This window comes from Pseudomonas sichuanensis (assembly GCF_024749065.1).
Lineage (GTDB): Bacteria > Pseudomonadota > Gammaproteobacteria > Pseudomonadales > Pseudomonadaceae > Aquipseudomonas > Aquipseudomonas sichuanensis.
In genome coordinates this window covers 1,065,522-1,086,573 of the sequence record NZ_CP087185.1, presented here as the reverse complement: position 1 = coordinate 1,086,573, position 21,052 = coordinate 1,065,522, and the positions used below count along the sequence as shown (strand labels likewise).

The window sequence follows — 21,052 nt, the reverse complement described above, 5'->3', positions numbered from 1 at the left end:
GTTTTTTCAACCCTCTGCACGCGCCACCGTCGGCCACTGTTCGGCACGGGCCAGCAGCACCAGGGCTTCACGGACTTGTGTCGGGGTATTACAAGTTGTTGGGAAGGCCAGCCAGTACACCGCCTGGCCGATGCGCAGGTGCATGCCTTCGCTGTCGATGCCGACCATTTCAGCCGCTGTCGTGCTCGGCAGGCCGCTCAGCGCGACATAGTGGGCGATCGCATTGGCATGGTCGCTGTTCATGTGTTCGATCATGCTCGCTTCGCCAGCGCCGGCAAAGGGGTTGGCCAGGGTGACCTGGTCGAGCCAGTGGATCGCGCCGAAACCACCGATGTAGCGGTGGCGCACCGGCAGCAGTACCCAGAAGTCGAAATCGTGGGCCTTGTGGTAGTTCGCCGACTCAGGGAAGTAGCGGTAGTAGCGCGCGGCGGCAGCTTCGATGGCCGCCTCGTCGCTGAGCTTGTGCGCCTCGGCCATCACCGTCAGGCGCCCTACTGCCTGCACGTCCTCAGCCTCACGTTCGCCCACCAGCAGTGAACACTTGGGGTCCTTCTGCAAGTTGTGGGTGTGCTGGGCGATACGGCTGATAAGAATGACCGGGTGCCCATCGGCGTCCAGGCAGTAGGGGACCACCGAGCCGAACGGGAAGCCCGGCATCGACTTGGAATGGGTGGAGAGAACGCCACGGTACTCCTTGAGCAGCAGTTCCCGGGCTGGGCGAAGGGCATTAGAACTCACAGCGAGGTCCTCGGCAAATGATGATCAGTTGCAAGTCATAAGCTACAAGCAACAAGAAAAAGCAAGGTCCGAATCAATTTCGATGACGCAGTTCTTCTTGAAGCTTGCTTGATACTTGCAACTGCCCTCACCAGGTCACGCCGAAACCAGCGGTGTAGCGAGTCTTGTCGAGATCGCGATCATCGGTGCCCTTGATCAGGTCCTTTTCCGCCTTGAGGTTGAGCGAAGCCCAGTCGGTGACCTTGTAGCGCAGCCCCATTTCCGCATCCAGGGCGTAGTCGGCGACGCCGCCAAACGGCTTGCCCACCTCGCCATTGGTGAAGAACTGCACTTTCTTGCCGATCAGGTAACGGGTGTAGTCCCACTTCACGGCCGCGGCGTAGAAGTTGTCCTTGCCGCCGTCACGGTACTGGTAATCGGTGCGGTTGATCAGCGAGCCCAACGAGAACGCCCCCAGCTCGTCATCCCAGAACTGGTAGCCCGGGCCGGTACCGATAGTGCGCTGGCGCGCCAGCTCTTCGATCTGGTCGCGCTTGTACTCCAGGCGCCCCTGCCAGAACCATTTCTCGGTGATGAAACGGTCGAGCGCATATTCCGCGCTCCAGTTGTTGGCGGTGGTGACATCGTCCTTGCTCTCGCGGTTGTATTCGCCTTCGGCGTTGTGCCGCCAGCGACCGTGGCGCGCGGAGGTCTTGAAGCTGACGTCGTAGTCGTCGGTGTCGTTCTCGGCGCGCTTGTAGTCCAGCGCCACGTCGACATTGCCCTTCCACAGAAAGTCCTCGACCAGCGGCCGAGGCTTCATGATCTGCTCGATGCTGGCCAGTTCCACGGTCTTGGGCGCATCACCGTTGGCCAAGGTCACCTTGCCCGGTTCGGCAGCCTTGAGTGACTTGGCCTTCTCGCCGCTGTAGGCGTCCTGCTTGACCAGCAGTTCCTGGTCGCTCTCAAGGGTCTTGACCTGTTTCCAGTCCAGGGCGATTGAACCACCGTACGAGGTCTCCAGCAGCAACTTGCCGCCATCGAAGACGGTGATCTTGCCAGTGATTCGATCGCCGTTCTTCATCCACACGGTATCGGCCAGCGCCGAGGTGCAAAGCGATACAGCGAAGAAGCAGAGCAGGATTCTTGAGTACATAAGTGGACTACGGATTCGATTTGCCGAAAAAAGCCGGGCATTATCCGGATGCCCACGCCATGAGCAAGGACAGACCCAGACCATGCCGATGAGTTCCACTCTTATTTGCCGTTGCCATCCGTCCGGTTTCATCTACAGGCCAAGGGGGCTCTGATGTCTGCCATCTCTGCTCCACCACCGGAAGATGCCGAAGCCCGACGAATGGCGTTGTATTCGGTGCTCGGCCAAGTCCCGCCGGGCAAGGTGGTCAGCTACGGCCAGCTCGCCGAGCTGGCGGGCCTTGGCCGCGCGGCCCGCTGGGTTGGCCGTACCCTCGGGCAACTGCCCGCGGACACCCGCCTGCCGTGGCACCGAGTGCTCGGCGCAGGGGGGCGCCTGAGCCTTGCCCTGGGCACCCCATCCGGCGACGAACAGCGCGCCCGTCTGCGCGCAGAAGGCGTGAATGTAGCCAATAATCGTGTGGATATGGCGCGCCATGGCTGGCGCCCGATGGAGCACAGCGGTTAGAGTGCGCGCTTTGTTTTCGCAAACTTGAGGCAGATGTTGGCCCATGCCCCGTAAAACCTGGCGCGCTGCGCTCGCTGCCTATGCCAGCCCGTCAACCTTGGTACTTCTGCTGCTCGGATTCGCCGCCGGCCTGCCGTACATGCTGGTGTTCTCGACCCTGTCGGTCTGGTTGCGCGAAGCGGGTGTGGCGCGCGAAACCATCGGTTACGCCAGCCTGATCGGCCTGGCGTATGCCTTCAAGTGGGTGTGGTCACCCCTGCTCGACCAATGGCGCCTGCCGCTGCTCGGCGGCATGGGCCGCCGCCGCTCCTGGTTGCTGCTGTCGCAGGTGCTGGTGGTGCTGGGCCTGGTCGGCATGGGCTTCTGCGACCCGCAGAAACACCTGTCATGGCTGGTCGCGCTAGCAGTGCTGGTAGCCTTTGCCTCGGCTACCCAGGACATCGCCGTCGATGCCTATCGCCTGGAAATCGCCGACGACCAGCGCCAGGCTGCGTTGGCCGCCAGCTACATGGCCGGCTACCGGGTCGCCGCGCTGCTGGCCACGGCCGGCGCACTGTTCTTCGCCGAGTGGTTCGGTTCCACCGGTTTCAGCTACCTGCATCAGGCCTGGACCGGCACTTACGTGCTGTTCGGCGTGCTGATGCTGCCGGCGGTGTTCACCACGCTGATCATGCGTGAACCCCCGGTACCGCTGCGTACCCAACTGTCGGCGGCGCGCTACGGGCTGATGCACCAACTGGCGTCGGTGTTCGTCCTGATCATCCTGCTGGTTTCGGTACCTGCCAGTTTCACCCAGATGTTCAACACCGACTGGGCCAGCGTGCTGTTCGGCGACGCCACCCCGCTCGACCTGCTGCTCGAAGACCGCGCCTTCCTGCGCCTGCTGCTCTATGCACTGCTGAGCTGGGCATGCCTGTCGTCCCTCGGCCGTCGCGGCCTGGCCCCGGTGCTCACCCCGGTCAACGACTTCATCAGCCGCTACCGCTGGCAGGCCCTGCTGCTGCTCGGGTTGATCGCCACCTACCGCATGTCCGACACGGTGATGGGCGTGATGGCCAACGTGTTCTACATCGACATGGGCTTTACCAAGGACCAGATCGCCAGCGTCAGCAAGATCTTCGGCCTGATCATGACCCTGGTCGGTGCCGGTGCCGGCGGCCTGCTGATCGTGCGCTTCGGCATCCTGCCGATCCTGTTCATCGGCGGCGCGGCGTCGGCGGCAACCAACATCCTGTTCCTGATGCTGGCCGACATGGGGCCGAACTTGGAAATGCTGGTGGTGACCATCTCGCTGGACAACTTCAGCTCGGGCCTGGCCACCTCGGCGTTCGTCGCCTACCTGTCGAGCCTGACCAACCTGAAGTTCTCGGCCACGCAATATGCCCTGCTCAGCTCGATCATGCTGCTGCTGCCGCGCCTGATCGGCGGCTATTCAGGGGTGATGGTGGAGAAGTTCGGCTACCACGACTTCTTCCTGATCACCGCCCTGCTGGGCGTGCCGACCTTGATCCTGATCGCCCTGCAGTGGCGACAGGAAGCCGGTCGGGGAAAGCCGGTGCCGGTGGAGAGTCCGGCAGCTGAACAGAATTAGGCCTTCAAGGGCCTCATCGCGGGGCAAGTCGCAGCGGCGCACCGCCGCTGCGACTTGCCCCGCGATGCTTCTACTGTGCCACGGCCCCTTCCCCGGAGCGCCTGCCCACCACGAACCACAACGGCCACAGCGCCAGCGCCCCGGCAATGCCTGCCGCCACGGCGAAGTGCATCAGGCTGGCACCCGCTCCGAGCATCGCCAGCACAGCGCCCCCCAGCCCCAGCAAGGCAATGGTGATCATCCCCAGCATCGCCGACACCAGCCCCTTGCTCTGTTCGCTGGCGAACAGCGTCATGCGGTACAGCACCGCGTTGGCCACACCCAACCCCAGCGCGTACAGCGACATGCCGGCCACCACGCTGGTAACTGTCGGCCAGTACCAGGTCGCCGCGACCATCAACGACAGGCCCGCCAGGTAAGGCCAAAGGGCCCCGCGCACCAGTGCCGGCAGCGGATAGCGATCGGCGATGCGGTTGATGATCAGATTGCCGAGGATCAGCCCGGCGAACACCGGCAACTGCCACAGTGCGTAGTCCATCGTGCTCAGGCCTTCGTCGTGGATCAGCAGCACCGGCGACAGGCCGATCCAGCCGATCAGCGGCAACCCGACCAGGCCCAGCGCCGCGCTGCCCGCGACAAACCGGCGGTTGGCCAGCAACTGACCATAGCCGGCCAACAGCGGCAGCAGGTGGATCGGCGTGAACGGCAGGCGTGAGCCGTCGCGGCGTTCCACCCCCAGAGTTTCCGGCATCAAGCGGTACAGCAGCAGCCAGCACAGCACCGCACCGACCGCGAACGCCACGAACAGCCAGCGCCAGTCCAGCCACTGCAGCATCAAGGTGCCCACCAGCGGCCCGAGCAACGGCGACAGCAGGGCGATGTTGGCCAGCAACGCCATCATGCGCACCGCGTCGGCCTCGCTGTACGCCTCGTTGAGGGCCGGGTAGCTGACCGTGACCACGAAGCCCAGGCCGATGCCCTGCAGCAGGCGCAGCAGGTTGAACAGGCCGATGTCATGTACCCAGAACGTCGCCAGGCAAGCCACGCCGAAGAACAGGCAGCCCGTCAGCAGCAGCGGGCGCCGGCCGTAACGGTCGGCGAGCGGGCCGATCAGCCATTGCAGCACCACCCCGCCCAGCAGGTACAGGTTGAGGGCGTGGGGGATGAATTCCGGGCTGGCGTCCAGGTCGCCGACTACGACCGGCATGGCGGGCATCACGGCATCGCTGGCCAGGTAGGTCAGCAGCTCGAACAGCGCCAGGGTCAGGCCGAACAGCAAGGCTCGCAGGGGGGTGATGTACAGCAGTGGTTTCATGATCAATATCAGGTGGGGACGGGTGGGGTCAGGCTATATGCCAGAAATGACGGCAGATTGCTGTGAGCAAGTGTAAGGGGCAGAAAAAGCCGGGGCCGCTGCGCGCCCCTTCGCGGGTAAACCCGCTCCCACAGGTTAAGCGTGAACCCTGTGGGAGCGGGTTTACCCGCGAAGGGGCGCGCAGCGGCCCCGACTGTCGAAGCAGGTTTATTGCAGGGCAGTCTCCTGCACCACACGGATCACCCGCTGCGGAAAGGGAATGTCGATCCCTTCGGCCTTGAGCCGGTCACGGGCATGCTCGTTGAGCATGAACATCACGTCCCAGTAGTCGGCCGTCTTGGTCCAGATGCGCAGCGACACGGTGATCGAACTGTCACCCAGGGTCGACACCACCGCCTGCGGCGCCGGGTCCTGCAGCACACGCGGGTCCTGGGCCAGCTCCAGCAGCACATTGCGGGCCTTCTGCAGATCGGCGTCATAGTCGACACCCACGTCGAACACCACCTTGCGGGTCGGCTGACGGTTGGTGTTGGTGATGATGCCGTTGGACAGGCTGCCGTTGGGCATGATGACCGTCTTGTTATCACCGGTACGCAGCACGGTGTGGAAGATCTGGATACTGTCCACGGTGCCTGCCACGCCCTGGGCTTCGATCCAGTCGCCGATGCGGAACGGGCGGAACATCAGGATCAGCACGCCCCCGGCGAAGTTCGCCAGGCTGCCCTGCAAGGCCAGGCCGATGGCCAGGCCGGCGGCACCTATGGCGGCGACGAACGAGGTGGTCTCGATGCCGATCATCGACGCCACGCTGACCATCAACAGTACTTTCAGCACGATGTTGGCCAGGGTGCTGATGAAGCCCTGCAACGCCGCGTCGGCCTTCAGGCCAACCAGTTTGCCCAGCCGAGCACTGACCCTGCTGATGATCCACCAGCCGATCGCCAGCGTCAGCAAGGCCAGCAGCAGGCGGCTGCCGTATTCCATGATCAGCGGTACCCAAGTCTGCGACTGGCGAACCAGCTGGTCGACCTCTGCATTCAAATCCATCGTCTTGCTCTCCTGATGCCAAGCGGCAAAAAACACATTGAAACGGGCCGCACAGCATGCAGCGACCGCAGGAACCGATGGACATCATTGAGCCATCAAGGTTCCTGCCCTGCCTCGATCAGTCGCGGAAGTTGTTGAACTGCAGCGGCATGTCGAATTCCTTGGCGCGCAACGCAGCAATCGCCTCCTGAAGGTCGTCACGCTTCTTGCCGGTGACGCGTACCTGCTCACCCTGGATCGAAGCCTGGACCTTGAGCTTGGCGTCCTTGATGTGGGCAACGATCTTTTTCGCCAGGTCTTTGTCGATGCCTTCGCGGAACTTGGCTTCCTGCTTCATCTCCTTGCCGGATGGGTAGGCGTCCTTCACTTCCAGGCACTTGACGTCGATCTTGCGCTTGACCAGGGCCAGACGCAGGATTTCGACCATCGCCTCGAGCTGGAACTCGGCCTCGGCGGTCAGCAGCACGGTCTGCTCCTTGTCCTTGAACTCGATGCTGCCCTTGCCCTTGAGGTCATAGCGGCGGTCCAGTTCCTTCACCGCGTTGTCCACGGCGTTGGTGACTTCGTGCTTGTCCAGTTCCGATACCACGTCGAACGAAGGCATGGCGGTTCTCCATAAAAAAACAGCGCGCTCAGCTTGAAGATGGAGCGCGTCAGGGTTAGGGGGTTAAAATGCGGGCTCATTATAACGGGTTGCGAAACGCAGATGAGCAGCACCTGGCATATTCTCGGCGCCGGTAGCCTCGGCAGCCTCTGGGCCTGCCGCCTGGCCCGCGCCGGCAAGGCGGTCCGCCTGATCCTGCGAGACGAGCAGCGCCTGGCGGCCTATCAGGCCGTCGGCGGGCTGACCCTGGTCGAACAGGACCAGCGCAGCCTCTACGCGATCCCCGGCGAAACCCACGATGCCACCGGCCCGATCCACCGTTTACTGGTGGCCTGCAAGGCCTATGACGCGGCCCCCGCCGTGGCGCGCCTGGCCCCACGGCTGGCCGAGGGTGCCGAACTGGTACTGCTGCAGAACGGCCTGGGCAGCCAGGATGAGGTGGCCGACCAGGTGCCCCATGCCCATTGCATCTTCGCCTCCAGCACCGAGGGCGCGTTCCGCGAGGCGGACTGGCAGGTGCGCTTCGCCGGCCATGGCTTCAACTGGCTGGGCAACCCGCTCAACCCCGCCGTGCCAGCGTGGTTCGACGACCTCCACGACGCCGGTATTCCCGCCCAGTGGAGCGTCGACATCCTTTCGCGGTTGTGGCGCAAACTGGCGCTCAACTGCGCCATCAACCCGTTGACCGTGCTGCACGACTGCCACAACGGCGGGCTGCTCGGGCACCTGACCGAAGTCGACCAGCTGTGCGACGAGTTGGCCAACCTGCTGCTGCGCTGCGGCCAGCCCGAGGCCGCCAACGACCTGAAGGAAGAAGTGCAACGGGTGATCCTCGCCACCGCCGCCAACTACTCTTCCATGTACCAGGATGTCCGTCATGGCCGGCGCACCGAGGTCCATTACCTGCTCGGTCACGCCTGCCGCGCCGCCGCCCGGCACGGGGCAAGCGCGCCACGGCTGGAACACCTGCAACGGCGCCTGGTCGATAGCCTGAAGGCCCGCGGCCTGCCCAGCGACTGACTGGCCCATCCACCGGACATGGACACCCCCTGACTCATGAGCCTGCGCCAACGCCTGGAAAACCTCCCGGTCGGGCAGAAACTGCTGGCAGCCCTGCTGGTGCTGCTGGTTACCATACTGCTGGTCGCCAACCTGGCGTTCATCAGCGCCGCCTACTGGATCACCCAGGAAAGCATGGCGCCCCAGGCGCTGCAGACCATCGGCAAGCTGGTGTCCAACCCGCAGCTGTCCTCCCGGGCCGGCGACTCACCGGAGACCGCCAGCGCCCTGCTCAAGGAGCTCGACAGCTACTCCCCGTTGCGCGCGGCGGCCATCTACGGTGGCGATGGGCAGATGCTCGCCCAGCTCCAGCACGGCGACGCCCTCACCCTGCCCAAGCGTTATCGCAACATCGACGGCTGGCGCCTGATGGAGTTTCGCAGCACCCAGCTGATCCGCCTGCCGCGCAACGCCAACCCGCCCGCGCACCTGCTGCTGGTGGCCAGCAGCGAGCTGCCGATGGCGTTCTACACCGGCACCCTCTCCGCCAGCCTGGCGATCCTGATATTCAGCATCCTGCTGTGGCTGGTCATCGCCCGGCAGATCAAGCGCTTGATCACCCTGCCGATCAACAACCTCGAAGAACTGTCGCGCCAGGTCACCCGGGAAGAGAGCTACGCCCTGCGGGCCCAGCGCGGCAACGATGACGAGATCGGCAGCCTGGCCGATGCGTTCAACACCATGCTGTCGCGCATCGAAGCCCGCGAGCAGCAGCTCAAGGGCGCCCGCGACGAGTTCCAGCAGGCCTACGACCAGGCCCAGGGCCTGGCGGAAGAAACCCGCCACACCAACCGCAAGCTGGAGCTGGAAGTCCAGGTGCGCAGCAAGATCGAAAAGAAACTCACGGGTTTCCAGAACTACCTGAACAGCATCATCGACTCCATGCCTTCGGCGCTGATCGCCCTCGACGAGCAGCTTTACGTCACCCAGTGGAACCACGAAGCCACGGTGCTTTCCGGCACACCGCTGGACGAGGCGCTGAACCAGCCGATCTTCCTGGCCTTCGCGCCGCTCAAGCCGTTTTTGCCGCAGCTCAAGGAAAGCGTCGAGAAGCACCGGGTGGCAAAAATCGAGCGGGTCACCTGGCCCAAGGGCGACGACCTGCGCCACTACGCCCTGACCTTCTACCCGCTGACCGGCGGCGGCGGCCGTGGCGTGGTGATCCGTATCGACGACATCACCCAGCGCCTGTCGCTGGAAGAAATGATGGTGCAGTCGGAAAAGATGCTCTCGGTCGGTGGCCTGGCTGCAGGCATGGCCCATGAGATCAACAACCCGCTGGGAGCGATCCTGCACAACGTGCAGAACATCCGCCGGCGCCTGTCGCCGGAGCTGCCACGCAACCAGGAACAGGCCACCGAGCTGGGTCTGGACCTGCCGGCCGTCAACCGCTACCTGGACAGCCGCGAAGTGCCGCAACTGCTCGACGGCATTCAGCAGGCCGGCGCCCGGGCGGCGAAGATCGTCACCCACATGCTCAGTTTCAGCCGCCTCAGCAACCGTCAGCTGGCGCCCTGCGACCTGCCGGCGCTGATCGACCAGGCGGTGGAAATCGCCGGCAACGACTTCGACCTGGCCATCGGCTTCGACTTCAAGGGCCAGGCCATCGTCCGCCAGTTCGACCCGCAACTCGGGGCGGTGCCCGGCACCGCCAACGAGCTGGAGCAGGTGCTGCTCAACCTGCTGAAGAACGCCGCCCAGGCCATCCACCAGCGCCCGCAGCCCAGCGAGCCGGGGCGAATCACCCTGCGCACCCGGCTCAACCCGCCCTGGGCGGAAATCCAGGTGGAGGACAATGGCGTGGGCATGCCCGAGACCGTGCGCAAGCGCACCTTCGAGCCATTCTTCACCACCAAGGAGATCGGCCAGGGCACCGGCCTTGGGCTGTCGGTCTCGTACTTCATCATTACCAACAACCACAAAGGGCAGATGGAAGTGCACTCCACGCCCGGCCAGGGCACCTGCTTCACCCTGCGCCTGCCCCTCGGCCTGCCGGCCACCACCAAAACGGAGACGTGACATGGGCTATCGCCTGTCGAAGATCTACACCCGCACCGGCGACAAGGGTGAAACCGGCCTGGGCGATGGCCGCCGGGTGCCCAAGGACCATCCGCGAATCGAGGCGATCGGCGAGATGGACAGCCTCAACAGCCAGCTTGGAGTATTGCTTGCCGGATTGGCCGAGGCCGGCCTGCAAGAGCTGGTCGAGGTACTGGCGCCGTGTCAGCACCGCTTGTTCGACTTGGGTGGCGAGCTGGCCATGCCCAGCTATCAAGCATTGACCGCTGCCGAGGTCGAGCGCCTCGAAGCGGCCATCGATCGTTGGAACGATGAGCTGGGGCCGTTGAAGAACTTCATCCTGCCGGGTGGTTCGGCGCTGGTGGCACAGGCCCATGTGTGCCGCAGCCAGGCACGGGCGGCGGAGCGGCGGTGTCAGCAGCTGAATGCCGTTGAGCCACTGGAGGGGGTGGGGTTGGCGTATATCAACCGGTTGTCGGATCTGTTGTTCGTGGCCGCGCGGATTATCGGGCGGCGGCAGGGCGTAGCCGAAGTGCTGTGGCAGGCAGCCACAAAGCCGGCCTGAAAAGCATCGCGGGGCAAGCCCGCTCCCACGCCAGTTACACACTCTAGCGTGGGAGCGGGCTTGCCCCGCGATTGCCAGCGCACTCAGATCTCAGGCCAGAACGCCCGAATCCCGGCAACACCTTGTGCCCCGGCATCCCAGGCCTGCTCCCGCTCACCCGGCCCGACCCCACCCAACAGGAACACCGGGCGGCTGATCGTGCCGATCAAGCGCTGCGCCTCATCCCAACCGAGCGGTGTGGCATCCGGATGCGTCTGGGTCGCCTGTACCGGCGACAGGGTGACGAAATCCACGCCCATCTGCTCGGCCAGCGCCAACTCTTCGGCGCTGTGGCAGGACGCCGCCAGCCAGCGGTTCTCGGGGAACGGGCGGCCTTTGGCGGCGTACTTGCGCAGCTGCGCCGCCGTGAGGTGCCAACCGGCCGCCGGAAAGTCGCCCAGCCACTCCAACGGCCCCTTGAGCATCAGTTGTGCCTTGCCGGCGCACAGCCCGACCGCATCCACGGCAACGTCGCGGTACTTGGGGTCGTACATGTCCGGGGCGCGCAGCTGGATCAGCTTGATCCCATTGGCCACCGCCTTCTGGATGCCCTTGAGCAGCTCCGGCACCTCAAGCCCGTCCGGCGTGATCAGGTATTGATCCGGCAAGCGCGCGGCGGCGACGATCGGCTTGTTGGCTTCAGGGAAGTCGTACTGGCCCAGGTCGCGGGGCGCCACCCAGGCCAACGGCTGGCCTTCCGCGCCATGGGGCTCGCCGGTGAAGGCATCCACCTCGCGCACATCCAGCAGCACCTGCTTGTCCGGGTAGTCGTGGCTGACCTTGATCAGCGGCCGCGAACGGCTGACCTCGATACCCAGCTCTTCGCGCAGCTCACGGGCCAGTGCCGCCTCGACGCCCTCGCCCTCCTCCAGCTTGCCGCCGGGGAACTCCCACAGGCCGCCCTGGTGCTGGGTGTCGGCACGGCGGGCGATCAGGATGCGCCCGTCGGCGCCTCGGATGACGGCGGCAACTACATGAATCCGCTTCACCCTGCACGCTCCGCCAGGCCAGCCTGCTGCCAGGCCTGGAAGGCCGGCCACTGGTAAATGGTTTCGATGTAGGCCGCCGCTTCGGCGGGCACTGCAACGCGGTAGGTGCGCAGGCGCACGGCCACCGGGGCGAAGAAGGCATCGGCCAGGGTCGGCCGGCCGAACAGGAATGGGCCTTGGTCCTTGGCCAGCAGGCGGCACTCGGACCACAGGGCGACGATGCGGTCGATATCGACTTGCACGTCCAGCGGCATGTTCTCCAGCGCCTGGTCGCGGGACAGGTCGAACGGCATGGCACCGCGCAGGGCGAAGAAGCCGCTGTGCATCTGCGCGCAGGCCGAGCGCGCCTGGGCGCGGCTGGCGACGTCTTCAGGCCAGAGCCTGGCGTCAGGATGCTGTTCGTTGAGGTACTCGGCGATGGCCAGGGAGTCGGCGATCACGCCGTGCTCGGTCTTGAGCAGCGGTACCTTGCCGGTGGCCGAGAACGCCAGCAGGCGTTGGCGGGTGTCGGGCTGGTTGAGTTTGACCAGGGTTTCTTGGTAGGGCGCGCCGGCCAGTTCGAGGGCCAGGGCGCCGCGCAGCGACCAGGAGGAATACAGCTTGTCGCCGATGATCAGGTGATAGCTCATGGGGCGGCTCCATGTTTCATGGCAGAGGGAGCATCGCGGGGCAAGCCCGCTCCCACGCCGAAAATCGTGGGAGCGGGCTTGCCCCGCGATGGGTTGGATCAGGTGCGGTATTCGGCGTTGATCTTCACGTACTCGTGGGACAGGTCGGTGGTCCAGATGGTTTCGCTGCACTGGCCACGGCCCAGTTCGATGCGGATGGTGATCTCTTCCTGGGCCATCACGGCAGAACCCTGCGCCTCGGTGTAGCTCGGGCTGCGGCCGCCCTGGCTGGCGATGCAGACGTTGTCGAGGTAGACGTCGATCAGGCTGACATCCAGCTCTGGCACGCCGGCACGGCCTACCGCGGCGAGGATGCGGCCCCAGTTCGGGTCGGAGGCGAACAGCGCAGTCTTGATCAGCGGCGAGTGGGCCACGGCGTAGCCGACGTCCAGGCATTCCTGGTGGTTGCCGCCGCCGTTGACTTGCACGGTGACGAACTTGGTGGCGCCTTCGCCGTCACGCACGATGGCCTGGGCCACGTCCATGCACACTTCGAACACGGCCTTTTTCAGCGCCTCGAACAGCTCGCCGCGGGCTTCGGTCACTTCCGGCACGTCGGCCTTGCCGGTGGCGATCAGCATGCAGCAGTCGTTGGTCGAAGTGTCGCCGTCGATGGTGATGCGGTTGAACGACTTGTTGGCGCCGTCGAGCATCAGGTCTTTGAGCACCTGCGGCGCGACCTTGGCGTCGGTGGCGATGTAGCCGAGCATGGTGGCCATGTTCGGGCGGATCATGCCGGCGCCTTTGCTGATACCGGTGACGGTGATGGTCTTGCCGTCGAACTGGAACTGGCGGCTGGCACCCTTGGGCAGGGTGTCGGTGGTCATGATGCCGGTGGCGGCTTCGGCCCAGTGGTTCTCGGACAGGTTGTCGAGGGCTGCCTGCAACGCGCCTTCGATCTTCTCGACTGGCAGCGGCTCACCGATCACGCCGGTGGAGAAAGGCAGTACCGACTCGGCAGGCACGCCGGTCAGTTCGGCCAGTTTGGCGCAGGTGCGCTCAGCGGCGGCGAGGCCTGGGGCGCCGGTGCCGGCGTTGGCATTGCCGGTGTTGGTCAGCAGGTAGCGCACGGTGCCCTGCACGCGCTGCTTGGAGAGGATCACCGGTGCGGCGCAGAACGCGTTGAGGGTGAACACGCCGGCAACGCTGGAGCCTTCGGCACAGCGCATCACCACCACATCCTTGCGCCCGGGGCGCTTGATGCCCGCCGAGGCGATGCCGAGTTCGAAACCGGGAACCGGGTGCAGGGTGGGCAAAGGACCAAGACCAACAGCCATTAGAGCGCTCCTAGAAATTTTGGGGAATTGGGGGGCGCTTTGCGCCCCTTTCGCGACACAAGGCCGCTCCTACAGGGTTGTTGCGATTCCTGTAGGAGCGGCCTTGTGTCGCGATGGGCTGCGACGCAGCCCCGGGATCTCAAGCCAATGGTGAGATCAGATCACTCGATCTGACCATGGCAGTGCTTGAATTTCTTGCCCGAACCACACCAGCACGGCTCGTTGCGGCCCAGCTTGAGGTCGTTACGCACAGGCGCGGCGGCCACGGCCACTTCGGCGCCTTCTTCAGCCAGTTGCTCGCTTTCCAGGCCAGGGGCGGCAGCGTGCTGGAACTGCATGCGGCTGGCCAGTTCCTCTGCTTCGCGGCGCAGGCGGGCTTCTTCTTCGACCGGGTCTTCGCGGCGTACCTGAACATGCGAAAGCACGCGGATGGTGTCGCGCTTGATCGAGTCCAGCAGTTCCTGGAACAAGGTGAACGACTCGCGCTTGTACTCCTGCTTCGGGTTCTTCTGCGCGTAACCACGCAGGTGAATGCCATGACGCAGGTGGTCCATGGTCGACAGGTGGTCTTTCCAAAGGTCGTCCAGTACACGCAGCAGGATCTGCTTCTCGAAGGTACGCAGCGCGTCTTCGCCAGCCTGGTCCTCTTTCTCGTTGTAGGCGCTGGTGATCTCGGTGATCAGCTTCTCGCGCAGCGTTTCTTCGTAGAGGTGATCGTCCTCGTCGAGCCACTGCTGGATCGGCAGCTTGATGGCGAAATCGCTGGCCAGCGAAGCCTCGAGGCCGGCAACGTCCCACTGCTCAGGCAGCGACTGCGGCGGAATGTGCTGGCTGATGGTGGCATCGAGCACTTCCTGGCGGAACTCGGCGATGGTGTCGCCGATGTTTTCGGCGGCCAGCAGGCTGTTGCGCATGTGGTAGATCACCTTGCGCTGTTCGTTGGCCACGTCATCGTATTCAAGCAGTTGCTTACGAATATCGAAGTTGCGGCCTTCGACCTTGCGCTGGGCTTTTTCAATGGCGTTGGTGACCATTCGGTGCTCGATGGCTTCACCGGACTGCATGCCCAGGGCCTTCATGAAGTTCTTCACCCGGTCGGAGGCGAAGATGCGCATCAGGCTGTCTTCCAGCGACAGGTAGAAGCGGCTGGAGCCGGCGTCACCCTGGCGGCCGGCACGGCCCCGCAGCTGGTTGTCGATACGGCGCGATTCGTGGCGTTCGGAGGCGATCACGTGCAGGCCACCGGCTTCCAGGACCTGCTGGTGACGCTTCTGCCAGTCGGCCTTGATCTTGGCGATCTGCTCGGCGCTCGGGTTGTCCAGGGCGGCGACTTCGGCCTCCCAGTTACCGCCGAGCAGGATGTCGGTACCACGGCCGGCCATGTTGGTGGCGATGGTCAGCGCGCCCGGAGCACCGGCCTGGGCGATGATCTCGGCCTCTTTTTCGTGGTACTTGGCGTTCAGGACCTTGTGATCGATGCCTTCCTTCTTGAGCAGGTTGGACATGTGCTCGGAGGTTTCGATGGTCGCGGTACCGACCAGCACAGGGCGGCCCTGGGCCATGCTTTCCTTGATGTCGGCGATGATCGCGGCGTACTTCTCATCGGCGGTCAGGTACACCAGGTCGTTGAAGTCCTTACGGGCCAACGGCTTGTTCGGTGGGATGACCATCACGTTGAGGTTGTAGATCTGGGCGAACTCGAACGCTTCGGTGTCGGCGGTACCGGTCATGCCGGACAGCTTGGTGTAGAGGCGGAAGTAGTTCTGGAAGGTGGTGGAAGCCAGGGTCTGGCTTTCGGCCTGAATGTTCAGGTTTTCCTTCGCTTCGATGGCCTGGTGCAGGCCTTCGGACAGGCGACGGCCCGGCATGGTACGGCCGGTGTGCTCGTCGATCAGGAGGATCTGGCCTTCCTGGACGATGTACTCGACGTTGCGGTGGAACAGCTTGTGCGCGCGCAGGCCGGCGTAGACGTGGGTCAGCAGGCCCAGGTTATGCGCGGAGTACAGGCTCTCGCCCTCGGCCAGCAGGCCGGACTGGGTGAGCATGTCCTCGATGAACTGGTGGCCGGCCTCGTTGAGTTCGACCTGGCGGCTCTTCTCGTCGATGCTGTAGTGGCCCTCTTGGGTCACCTGGCCTTCGACTTCCTCGATGTGCTGGGTGAGGCGCGGGATCAGGCGGTTGATCTCGATGTACAGCTTGGAGCTGTCTTCGGCCTGACCGGAGATGATCAGCGGGGTACGCGCTTCGTCGATGAGGATGGAGTCGACTTCGTCGATCACGGCGAAGTTCAGCTCACGCTGGAACTTCTCGTCGACGCTGAACGCCATGTTGTCGCGCAGGTAGTCGAAGCCGAATTCGTTGTTGGTGCCGTAGGTGATGTCGGCGGCGTAGGCGGCGCGTTTTTCTTCCGGCGGCTGGAATGCCGAAACGATACCCACGGTCAGGCCGAGGAATTCGTAGAGCGGGCGCATCCAGTTGGCGTCGCGGCGGGCCAGGTAGTCGTTGACCGTGACCACGTGCACGCCCTTGCCGGACAGCGCGTTGAGGTAAACGGCCAGGGTACCGACCAAGGTCTTGCCTTCACCGGTACGCATTTCTGCGATCATGCCTTCGTGCAGGGTCATACCGCCGATCAGCTGAACGTCGAAGTGACGCATGCCCATCACGCGCTTGCCGGCCTCACGGGCCACGGCGAAGGCTTCAGGCAACAACTGGTCGAGGGTTTCGCCTTTGGCCAGGCGCTCTTTGAACTCTGCGGTCTTGCCCCGCAGCTGTTCGTCGGAGAGGGCCACCATCTTCTCTTCGAAGGCATTGACGGTGCTCACCGTCTTGAGCAGGCGTTTGATCTCGCGCTCGTTCTTGCTTCCAAAAAGTTTCTTTAACAAAGGCGCAAACATATCGGCAGGATCTTCCACACGTAGGGATGGAGGGCGGCCCCATGAGTCGCCCGTGCAGCCCAGAGGCCGCATGCGAACGAGCATTCTACCCGGAAACGATTGTGAGGAAAGTGGTGGATTTCCACGATACTGGCACAGCGTATGTATGGGGCCTGCCTAACATAAGGGCTTTTTCGCCAAGTTCAAGGTGGCGGAAGATGAAACGTATCGAGAATGACTTGCATCAATAAGTGACTGTCACTGCCTGATCGAACGCTATCGCGGGGCAAGCCCGCTCCCACGGTGACGCGTGGGAGCGGGCTTGCCCCGCGATGAGGTCGCAACTGTTAGACTGCCGGTTTTGTAACCCCCTGCGTACTCATGGCCTACAAACCCTCCCCCGCCCGCCCCCCCGCCGACCTGCTGCGCAAGGCCCGGCCGCTGCGCCTGTTGCTCAACCAGGCCGAGCGCCTGGAGCATCTGCAGCGCCTGCTGGAAAGCCAGCTGCAACCGGCCGCCCGCGAGCATTGCCATGTGGCGTCGTGGAAAGAGGGCACCTTGTTGCTGGTGGTCACCGACGGCCACTGGGCCACCCGCCTGCGCTACCAGCAGAAGCGCCTGCAGCGTCAGTTGCTGGCGCTGGAAGCCTTTGCCAACCTGACGCGGATCCTGTTCAAGGTGCAGCCGCCGCTGGTGTCGGCCAAGCGCGAGGGTCAGGGGCCGGAACTTTCGGAAACTGCCGCCGAAAGTATCCGCGGCTCAGCCGAAGGCATCAGCGATCCGAAGCTCAAGGCCGCGCTGGAACGGCTGGCCGCGCACGCCCAGCACAAAGACTGAACACGTCCGAACTGACTGCGGCCTGTGGGAGCGGGTTTACCCGGGAAGCATGCGCTGCGGTGGATGGCACGGGCTTCGCCCGTGTTCGCGGGGCAAGCCCGCTCCCACAGGGATCGCGCTAGCTTTAGCAGTTGAGTAAGACAGTTGCTCTTACTACAGAAGCCGTGCAGCGACTGAATGCGAAAATAAAAAAGGCCACCCGAAGGTGGCCTTGATCAACAACTAGAGAGTGTTCGAACTTACACAGCCGCAACAGGGCGCATGTACGAGATCGGTGCCGTGCTGGCATCTTCGAAGAACACCACTTCCCAGGCGTCAGTTTCAGCAATCAGCTTGCGCAGCAGCTGGTTGTTCAACGAGTGGCCGGACTTGTAGCCCTTGAACTCGCCGATCAGGCTGTTGCCCAGCAGGTAAAGGTCGCCGATGGCATCGAGGATCTTGTGCTTGACGAATTCGTCTTCGGAGCGAAGGCCGTCTTCGTTGAGTACGCCGGTCTCATCGACCACGATGGCGTTCTCGACACTGCCACCCAGCGCAAGGTTGTGCTTGCGCAGGTACTCGATGTCACGCATGAACCCGAAGGTCCGTGCGCGGCTGACTTCCTTCACGAACGAAGTGCTGGAGAAATCTACAGACGCGCTTTGGGTCTGGCCCTTGAGGACCGGGTGATCGAAGTCGATCTCGAAGCTCACCTTGAACCCGTCGAACGGCAGGAAAGTGGCGCGCTTGTCGCCCTCTTCCACTGTCACTTCGCGCAGGATGCGAATGAACTTCTTCGGTGCGTCCTGTTCTTCCAGGCCGGCCGATTGGATCAGGAATACGAAAGGTCCGGCGCTGCCATCCATGATCGGCACTTCCGAGGCGGAGAGCTCGACGTAGGCGTTATCGATGCCCAGGCCCGCCATGGCGGAGAGCAGGTGCTCGACCGTATCGACTTTGACGTCACCGTTGACCAGCGTCGTAGACATGGTGGTCTCGCCGACGTTGGCCGCGCGCGCCGGGATTTCGACCACAGGGTCGAGGTCGGCGCGGCGGAAGACGATGCCGGTGTCGACAGGCGCAGGCTTGAGGGTCAGGTAGACCTTCTCCCCGGAGTGCAGGCCGACGCCCGTGGCACGGATGGTATTCTTCAGGGTGCGTTGTCTAATCATGGCATTGGCCGCTTCAGCGCAAATAATGCGAACAGGTATCAACAAAGGCTGGGGATGATAACAGACCCGGCCTTTGCTGAACACCAATCACCCTTATACCCCTGATAAATTCCATCAATCGGCCTGACGACGCAGGAACGCAGGGATATCCAGGTAGTCCAGATCGTCCTGAGGGTTGAGTTTAGCGGCCGCCGCGGCACCTGCATGGGCCTGGTTGCGCATGACAGTCGGGCGCTCCAGGTCACGATAGTTGACGGCTGGCTGCTCCTGGCGAACCGGGGCCGGGTTGGAGGACTCGTAAACCTGCTGAGCGGTCTGCAGGGTGTTGTCGACCACCTTGACCGGCTTCTCGATGCGCGCACCCAGGCCAGTAGCGACCACGGTCACGTGCAGTTCGTCGCGCATGTCCGGATCGATCACGGTACCCACCTTGACCATGGCGTGGTCGGAGGCGAAGGCTTCGATGATGCTACCCACGTCGGAGTACTCACCCAGCGACAGGTCCGGGCCTGCGGTGATGTTCACCAGGATGCCGCGGGCGCCCTGCAGGTTGACGTCTTCGAGCAACGGGTTGCGGATCGCCGCCTCGGTGGCTTCGCGGGCGCGGTTCGGGCCGCTGGCGCAACCGGTACCCATCATGGCCATGCCCATTTCGCTCATCACGGTGCGCACGTCGGCAAAGTCGACGTTGATCATGCCAGGGCGCTTGATGATGTCGGAGATGCCGCGCACGGCGCCGGCCAGCACGTCGTCGGCCTTGGCGAAGGCGGACAGCAGGCTTGCATCCTTGCCCAGGATGGTCAGCAGCTTTTCGTTGGGGATGGTGATCAGCGAGTCGACGCTGTCAGCCAACATGCGGATGCCTTCGTCGGCGATCTGCATGCGCTTGCGGCCTTCGAACGGGAACGGACGGGTCACCACCGCAACGGTGAGGATGCCCATTTCCTTGGCCACTTCGGCGATGATCGGCGCAGCACCGGTACCGGTACCACCACCCATGCCGGTGGTAATGAACACCATGTTGGTGCCCTGCAGCACTTCGGCGATGCGCTCACGGTCTTCCAGCGCGGCCTGACGGCCGACTTCCGGATTGGCACCTGCGCCCAGGCCCTTGGTCACGCCGGTACCCAGTTGCAGAATGGTGCGCGCGCCGATGTTTTTCAGCGCCTGGGCATCGGTGTTGGCGCAGATGAACTCGACGCCTTCAATGTTGCTTTTGACCATGTGGTTAACGGCGTTGCCGCCGCCACCGCCCACACCGATCACCTTGATGACCGGGCTTTGCGGGACGTTGTCTACGAGCTCGAACATTTTCCCTCTCCTTACAGTTCTCTAGTTATTGCGCCTACCACTACTGCTTTGAAACTTAGAAGTTGCCCTGGACCCAACGCTTGAGTCGTTCAAGCACCGGGGCCTTCGGTTCATCGCCATAGCTGTTGTTGCTGCTGTTGCTGATGCCGGTCAGGGACAGGTCCTCGGACTGCTTTTGCAGCCCGTAGGTGAGCAGGCCCACGCCGGTGGAATAGATCGGGTTGCGCACCACGTCGCTCAGCCCCCGAACGCTGTGCGGTACGCCCAGGCGTACCGGCATGTGGAAGATTTCCTCGGCCAGTTCCACGGCGCCTTCCATTTTCGCGGTACCGCCGGTGAGGACGATGCCAGCCGGCACCAGATCCTCGTAGCCGCTGCGGCGCAGCTCGGCCTGGATCAGGGTGAAGAGCTCGTCGTAACGGGGCTCGACGACCTCGGCCAGGGCCTGGCGCGACAGCTCGCGCGGTGGGCGGTCGCCCACGCTCGGTACCTTGATGGTCTCGCCGGCGCCAGCCAGTTTGGCCAGGGCGCAGGCGTAGCGGATCTTGATTTCCTCGGCGTACTGCGTAGGTGTGCGCAGGGCCATGGCAATGTCGTTGGTGACCTGGTCGCCGGCGATCGGGATCACCGCGGTGTGGCGGATCGCGCCTTCGGTGAAGATGGCGATGTCGGTGGTGCCACCACCGATGTCCACCAGGCACACGCCCAGCTCTTTCTCGTCGTCGGTCAGCACCGAGTACGCCGAGGCCAGCTGCTCGAGGATGATGTCGTCGATCTCAAGGCCACAGCGGCGCACGCACTTCTCGATGTTCTGCGCGGCGTTGACCGCGCAGGTGACCACGTGGACCTTGGCCTCCAGACGTACGCCGGACATGCCCAGTGGCTCGCGCACGCCTTCCTGGTTGTCGATCACGTAGTCCTGCGGCAGGGTGTGCAACACGCGCTGGTCGGCCGGAATCGCCACGGCCTGGGCCGCGTCGAGTACGCGCTCAAGGTCGGCGGTGCTGACTTCGCGATCGCGGATGGCGACGATGCCGTGGGAGTTCAGGCTGCGGATGTGGTTGCCGGCCACGCCGACGAATGCCGAGTGGATACGGCAACCGGCCATCAGTTGGGCCTCTTCCACGGCGCGCTGGATCGACTGCACGGTGGACTCGATGTTCACCACCACGCCCTTCTTCAGGCCGCGGGACGGGTGAGTACCGATACCGACGATTTCCAGGGTACCGTCTTCGCCGACTTCACCCACCAGCGCCACCACCTTGGAGGTGCCAATGTCCAGCCCGACGATCATTTTGCCGCTATGCGCGTTTGCCATGGTCCT

18 protein-coding genes are annotated in these 21,052 nt (G+C 63.9%); 6 read left to right on the top strand and 12 right to left on the bottom strand.

What is annotated here, in order from left to right:
* Window positions 1-6: 6 nt before the first annotated feature.
* Both LOY51_RS05075 and LOY51_RS05070 read right to left on the bottom strand, forming a co-directional pair.
* Window positions 7-738 (bottom strand): HugZ family pyridoxamine 5'-phosphate oxidase, encoded by a 732-nt coding sequence (locus LOY51_RS05075; RefSeq protein WP_125857548.1) that lies wholly within the window; start codon window positions 736-738, stop codon window positions 7-9.
* Between the two features lie 127 nt (window positions 739-865).
* Window positions 866-1,873, bottom strand: coding sequence for a DUF481 domain-containing protein (locus LOY51_RS05070; protein WP_258645009.1), 1,008 nt, complete (start codon window positions 1,871-1,873; stop codon window positions 866-868).
* 153 nt (window positions 1,874-2,026) lie between these two features.
* Between LOY51_RS05070 and LOY51_RS05065 the strand changes: the two genes are divergently transcribed.
* Together LOY51_RS05065 and LOY51_RS05060 are read left to right on the top strand one after the other, a co-directional pair.
* Entirely contained in the window at window positions 2,027-2,380 is a 354-nt protein-coding gene (locus LOY51_RS05065; RefSeq protein ID WP_110991600.1) for an MGMT family protein, read from the top strand.
* 43 nt (window positions 2,381-2,423) lie between these two features.
* The gene (locus tag LOY51_RS05060) at window positions 2,424-3,971 is read left to right on the top strand and encodes an AmpG family muropeptide MFS transporter (RefSeq protein WP_110991601.1); all 1,548 of its coding nucleotides are present in this window, start codon (window positions 2,424-2,426) and stop codon (window positions 3,969-3,971) included.
* 70 nt (window positions 3,972-4,041) lie between these two features.
* Here the strand turns inward: LOY51_RS05060 and LOY51_RS05055 are convergent, their stop codons facing one another.
* The 3 genes from LOY51_RS05055 to LOY51_RS05045 form a co-directional block, all read right to left on the bottom strand.
* On the bottom strand, window positions 4,042-5,286 hold the full coding sequence (locus tag LOY51_RS05055) for an MFS transporter (protein WP_125857546.1): 1,245 nt from the start codon (window positions 5,284-5,286) through the stop codon (window positions 4,042-4,044).
* A 207-nt stretch (window positions 5,287-5,493) separates the two neighbouring features.
* Window positions 5,494-6,333 (bottom strand): mechanosensitive ion channel family protein, encoded by an 840-nt coding sequence (locus tag LOY51_RS05050; RefSeq protein WP_125462735.1) that lies wholly within the window; start codon window positions 6,331-6,333, stop codon window positions 5,494-5,496.
* Window positions 6,334-6,451: 118 nt separating this feature from the next.
* On the bottom strand, window positions 6,452-6,937 hold the full coding sequence (locus LOY51_RS05045) for a YajQ family cyclic di-GMP-binding protein (RefSeq protein ID WP_125857545.1): 486 nt from the start codon (window positions 6,935-6,937) through the stop codon (window positions 6,452-6,454).
* A 102-nt stretch (window positions 6,938-7,039) separates the two neighbouring features.
* Between LOY51_RS05045 and LOY51_RS05040 the strand changes: the two genes are divergently transcribed.
* Genes LOY51_RS05040 through LOY51_RS05030 form a run of 3 tightly spaced genes read left to right on the top strand, consistent with a single transcriptional unit; the run spans window position 7,040 to window position 10,580 of the window.
* Window positions 7,040-7,957 carry a putative 2-dehydropantoate 2-reductase gene (locus LOY51_RS05040; RefSeq protein WP_125857544.1) on the top strand — a complete coding sequence of 306 codons (918 nt, stop codon included), beginning with the start codon at window positions 7,040-7,042 and terminating at the stop codon, window positions 7,955-7,957.
* A gap of 36 nt (window positions 7,958-7,993) precedes the next feature.
* Window positions 7,994-10,015 carry a sensor histidine kinase gene (locus LOY51_RS05035; protein ID WP_125857543.1) on the top strand — a complete coding sequence of 674 codons (2,022 nt, stop codon included), beginning with the start codon at window positions 7,994-7,996 and terminating at the stop codon, window positions 10,013-10,015.
* A gap of 1 nt (window position 10,016) precedes the next feature.
* Complete coding sequence (locus tag LOY51_RS05030; RefSeq protein WP_258644995.1) at window positions 10,017-10,580, top strand: cob(I)yrinic acid a,c-diamide adenosyltransferase; 564 nt, start codon at window positions 10,017-10,019, stop codon at window positions 10,578-10,580.
* A gap of 83 nt (window positions 10,581-10,663) precedes the next feature.
* Here the strand turns inward: LOY51_RS05030 and LOY51_RS05025 are convergent, their stop codons facing one another.
* The 4 genes from LOY51_RS05025 to secA all read right to left on the bottom strand — a co-directional run bounded on the left by LOY51_RS05025 (window position 10,664) and on the right by secA (window position 16,450).
* Complete coding sequence (locus LOY51_RS05025) at window positions 10,664-11,608, bottom strand: Nudix family hydrolase (protein WP_125857541.1); 945 nt, start codon at window positions 11,606-11,608, stop codon at window positions 10,664-10,666.
* Window positions 11,605-12,237 carry a glutathione S-transferase family protein gene (locus tag LOY51_RS05020; RefSeq protein WP_125857540.1) on the bottom strand — a complete coding sequence of 211 codons (633 nt, stop codon included), beginning with the start codon at window positions 12,235-12,237 and terminating at the stop codon, window positions 11,605-11,607. Before LOY51_RS05020 ends, LOY51_RS05025 begins: the two co-directional genes overlap by 4 nt.
* A 98-nt stretch (window positions 12,238-12,335) precedes the next feature.
* Window positions 12,336-13,553, bottom strand: a complete 1,218-nt coding sequence (gene argJ, locus LOY51_RS05015) for a bifunctional glutamate N-acetyltransferase/amino-acid acetyltransferase ArgJ (protein ID WP_125462728.1) — start codon at window positions 13,551-13,553, stop codon at window positions 12,336-12,338.
* A 161-nt stretch (window positions 13,554-13,714) separates the two neighbouring features.
* Entirely contained in the window at window positions 13,715-16,450 is a 2,736-nt protein-coding gene (gene secA, locus LOY51_RS05010; RefSeq protein ID WP_125857539.1) for a preprotein translocase subunit SecA, read from the bottom strand.
* 360 nt (window positions 16,451-16,810) lie between these two features.
* Here secA and LOY51_RS05005 point away from each other — a divergent pair, with 360 nt between their 5' ends.
* Window positions 16,811-17,266 (top strand): DUF721 domain-containing protein, encoded by a 456-nt coding sequence (locus LOY51_RS05005; RefSeq protein WP_258644978.1) that lies wholly within the window; start codon window positions 16,811-16,813, stop codon window positions 17,264-17,266.
* A gap of 239 nt (window positions 17,267-17,505) precedes the next feature.
* On the opposite strand, the gene lpxC is transcribed toward LOY51_RS05005, so the two are convergent.
* From lpxC to ftsA, 3 genes are all read right to left on the bottom strand, one after another.
* The gene (gene lpxC, locus LOY51_RS05000; RefSeq protein ID WP_110991614.1) at window positions 17,506-18,417 is read right to left on the bottom strand and encodes a UDP-3-O-acyl-N-acetylglucosamine deacetylase; all 912 of its coding nucleotides are present in this window, start codon (window positions 18,415-18,417) and stop codon (window positions 17,506-17,508) included.
* Window positions 18,418-18,531: 114 nt separating this feature from the next.
* Window positions 18,532-19,728, bottom strand: coding sequence for a cell division protein FtsZ (gene ftsZ / locus LOY51_RS04995; protein WP_110991615.1), 1,197 nt, complete (start codon window positions 19,726-19,728; stop codon window positions 18,532-18,534).
* A gap of 55 nt (window positions 19,729-19,783) precedes the next feature.
* The gene (gene ftsA, locus LOY51_RS04990; protein ID WP_110991616.1) at window positions 19,784-21,046 is read right to left on the bottom strand and encodes a cell division protein FtsA; all 1,263 of its coding nucleotides are present in this window, start codon (window positions 21,044-21,046) and stop codon (window positions 19,784-19,786) included.
* Window positions 21,047-21,052 lie beyond the last annotated feature (6 nt).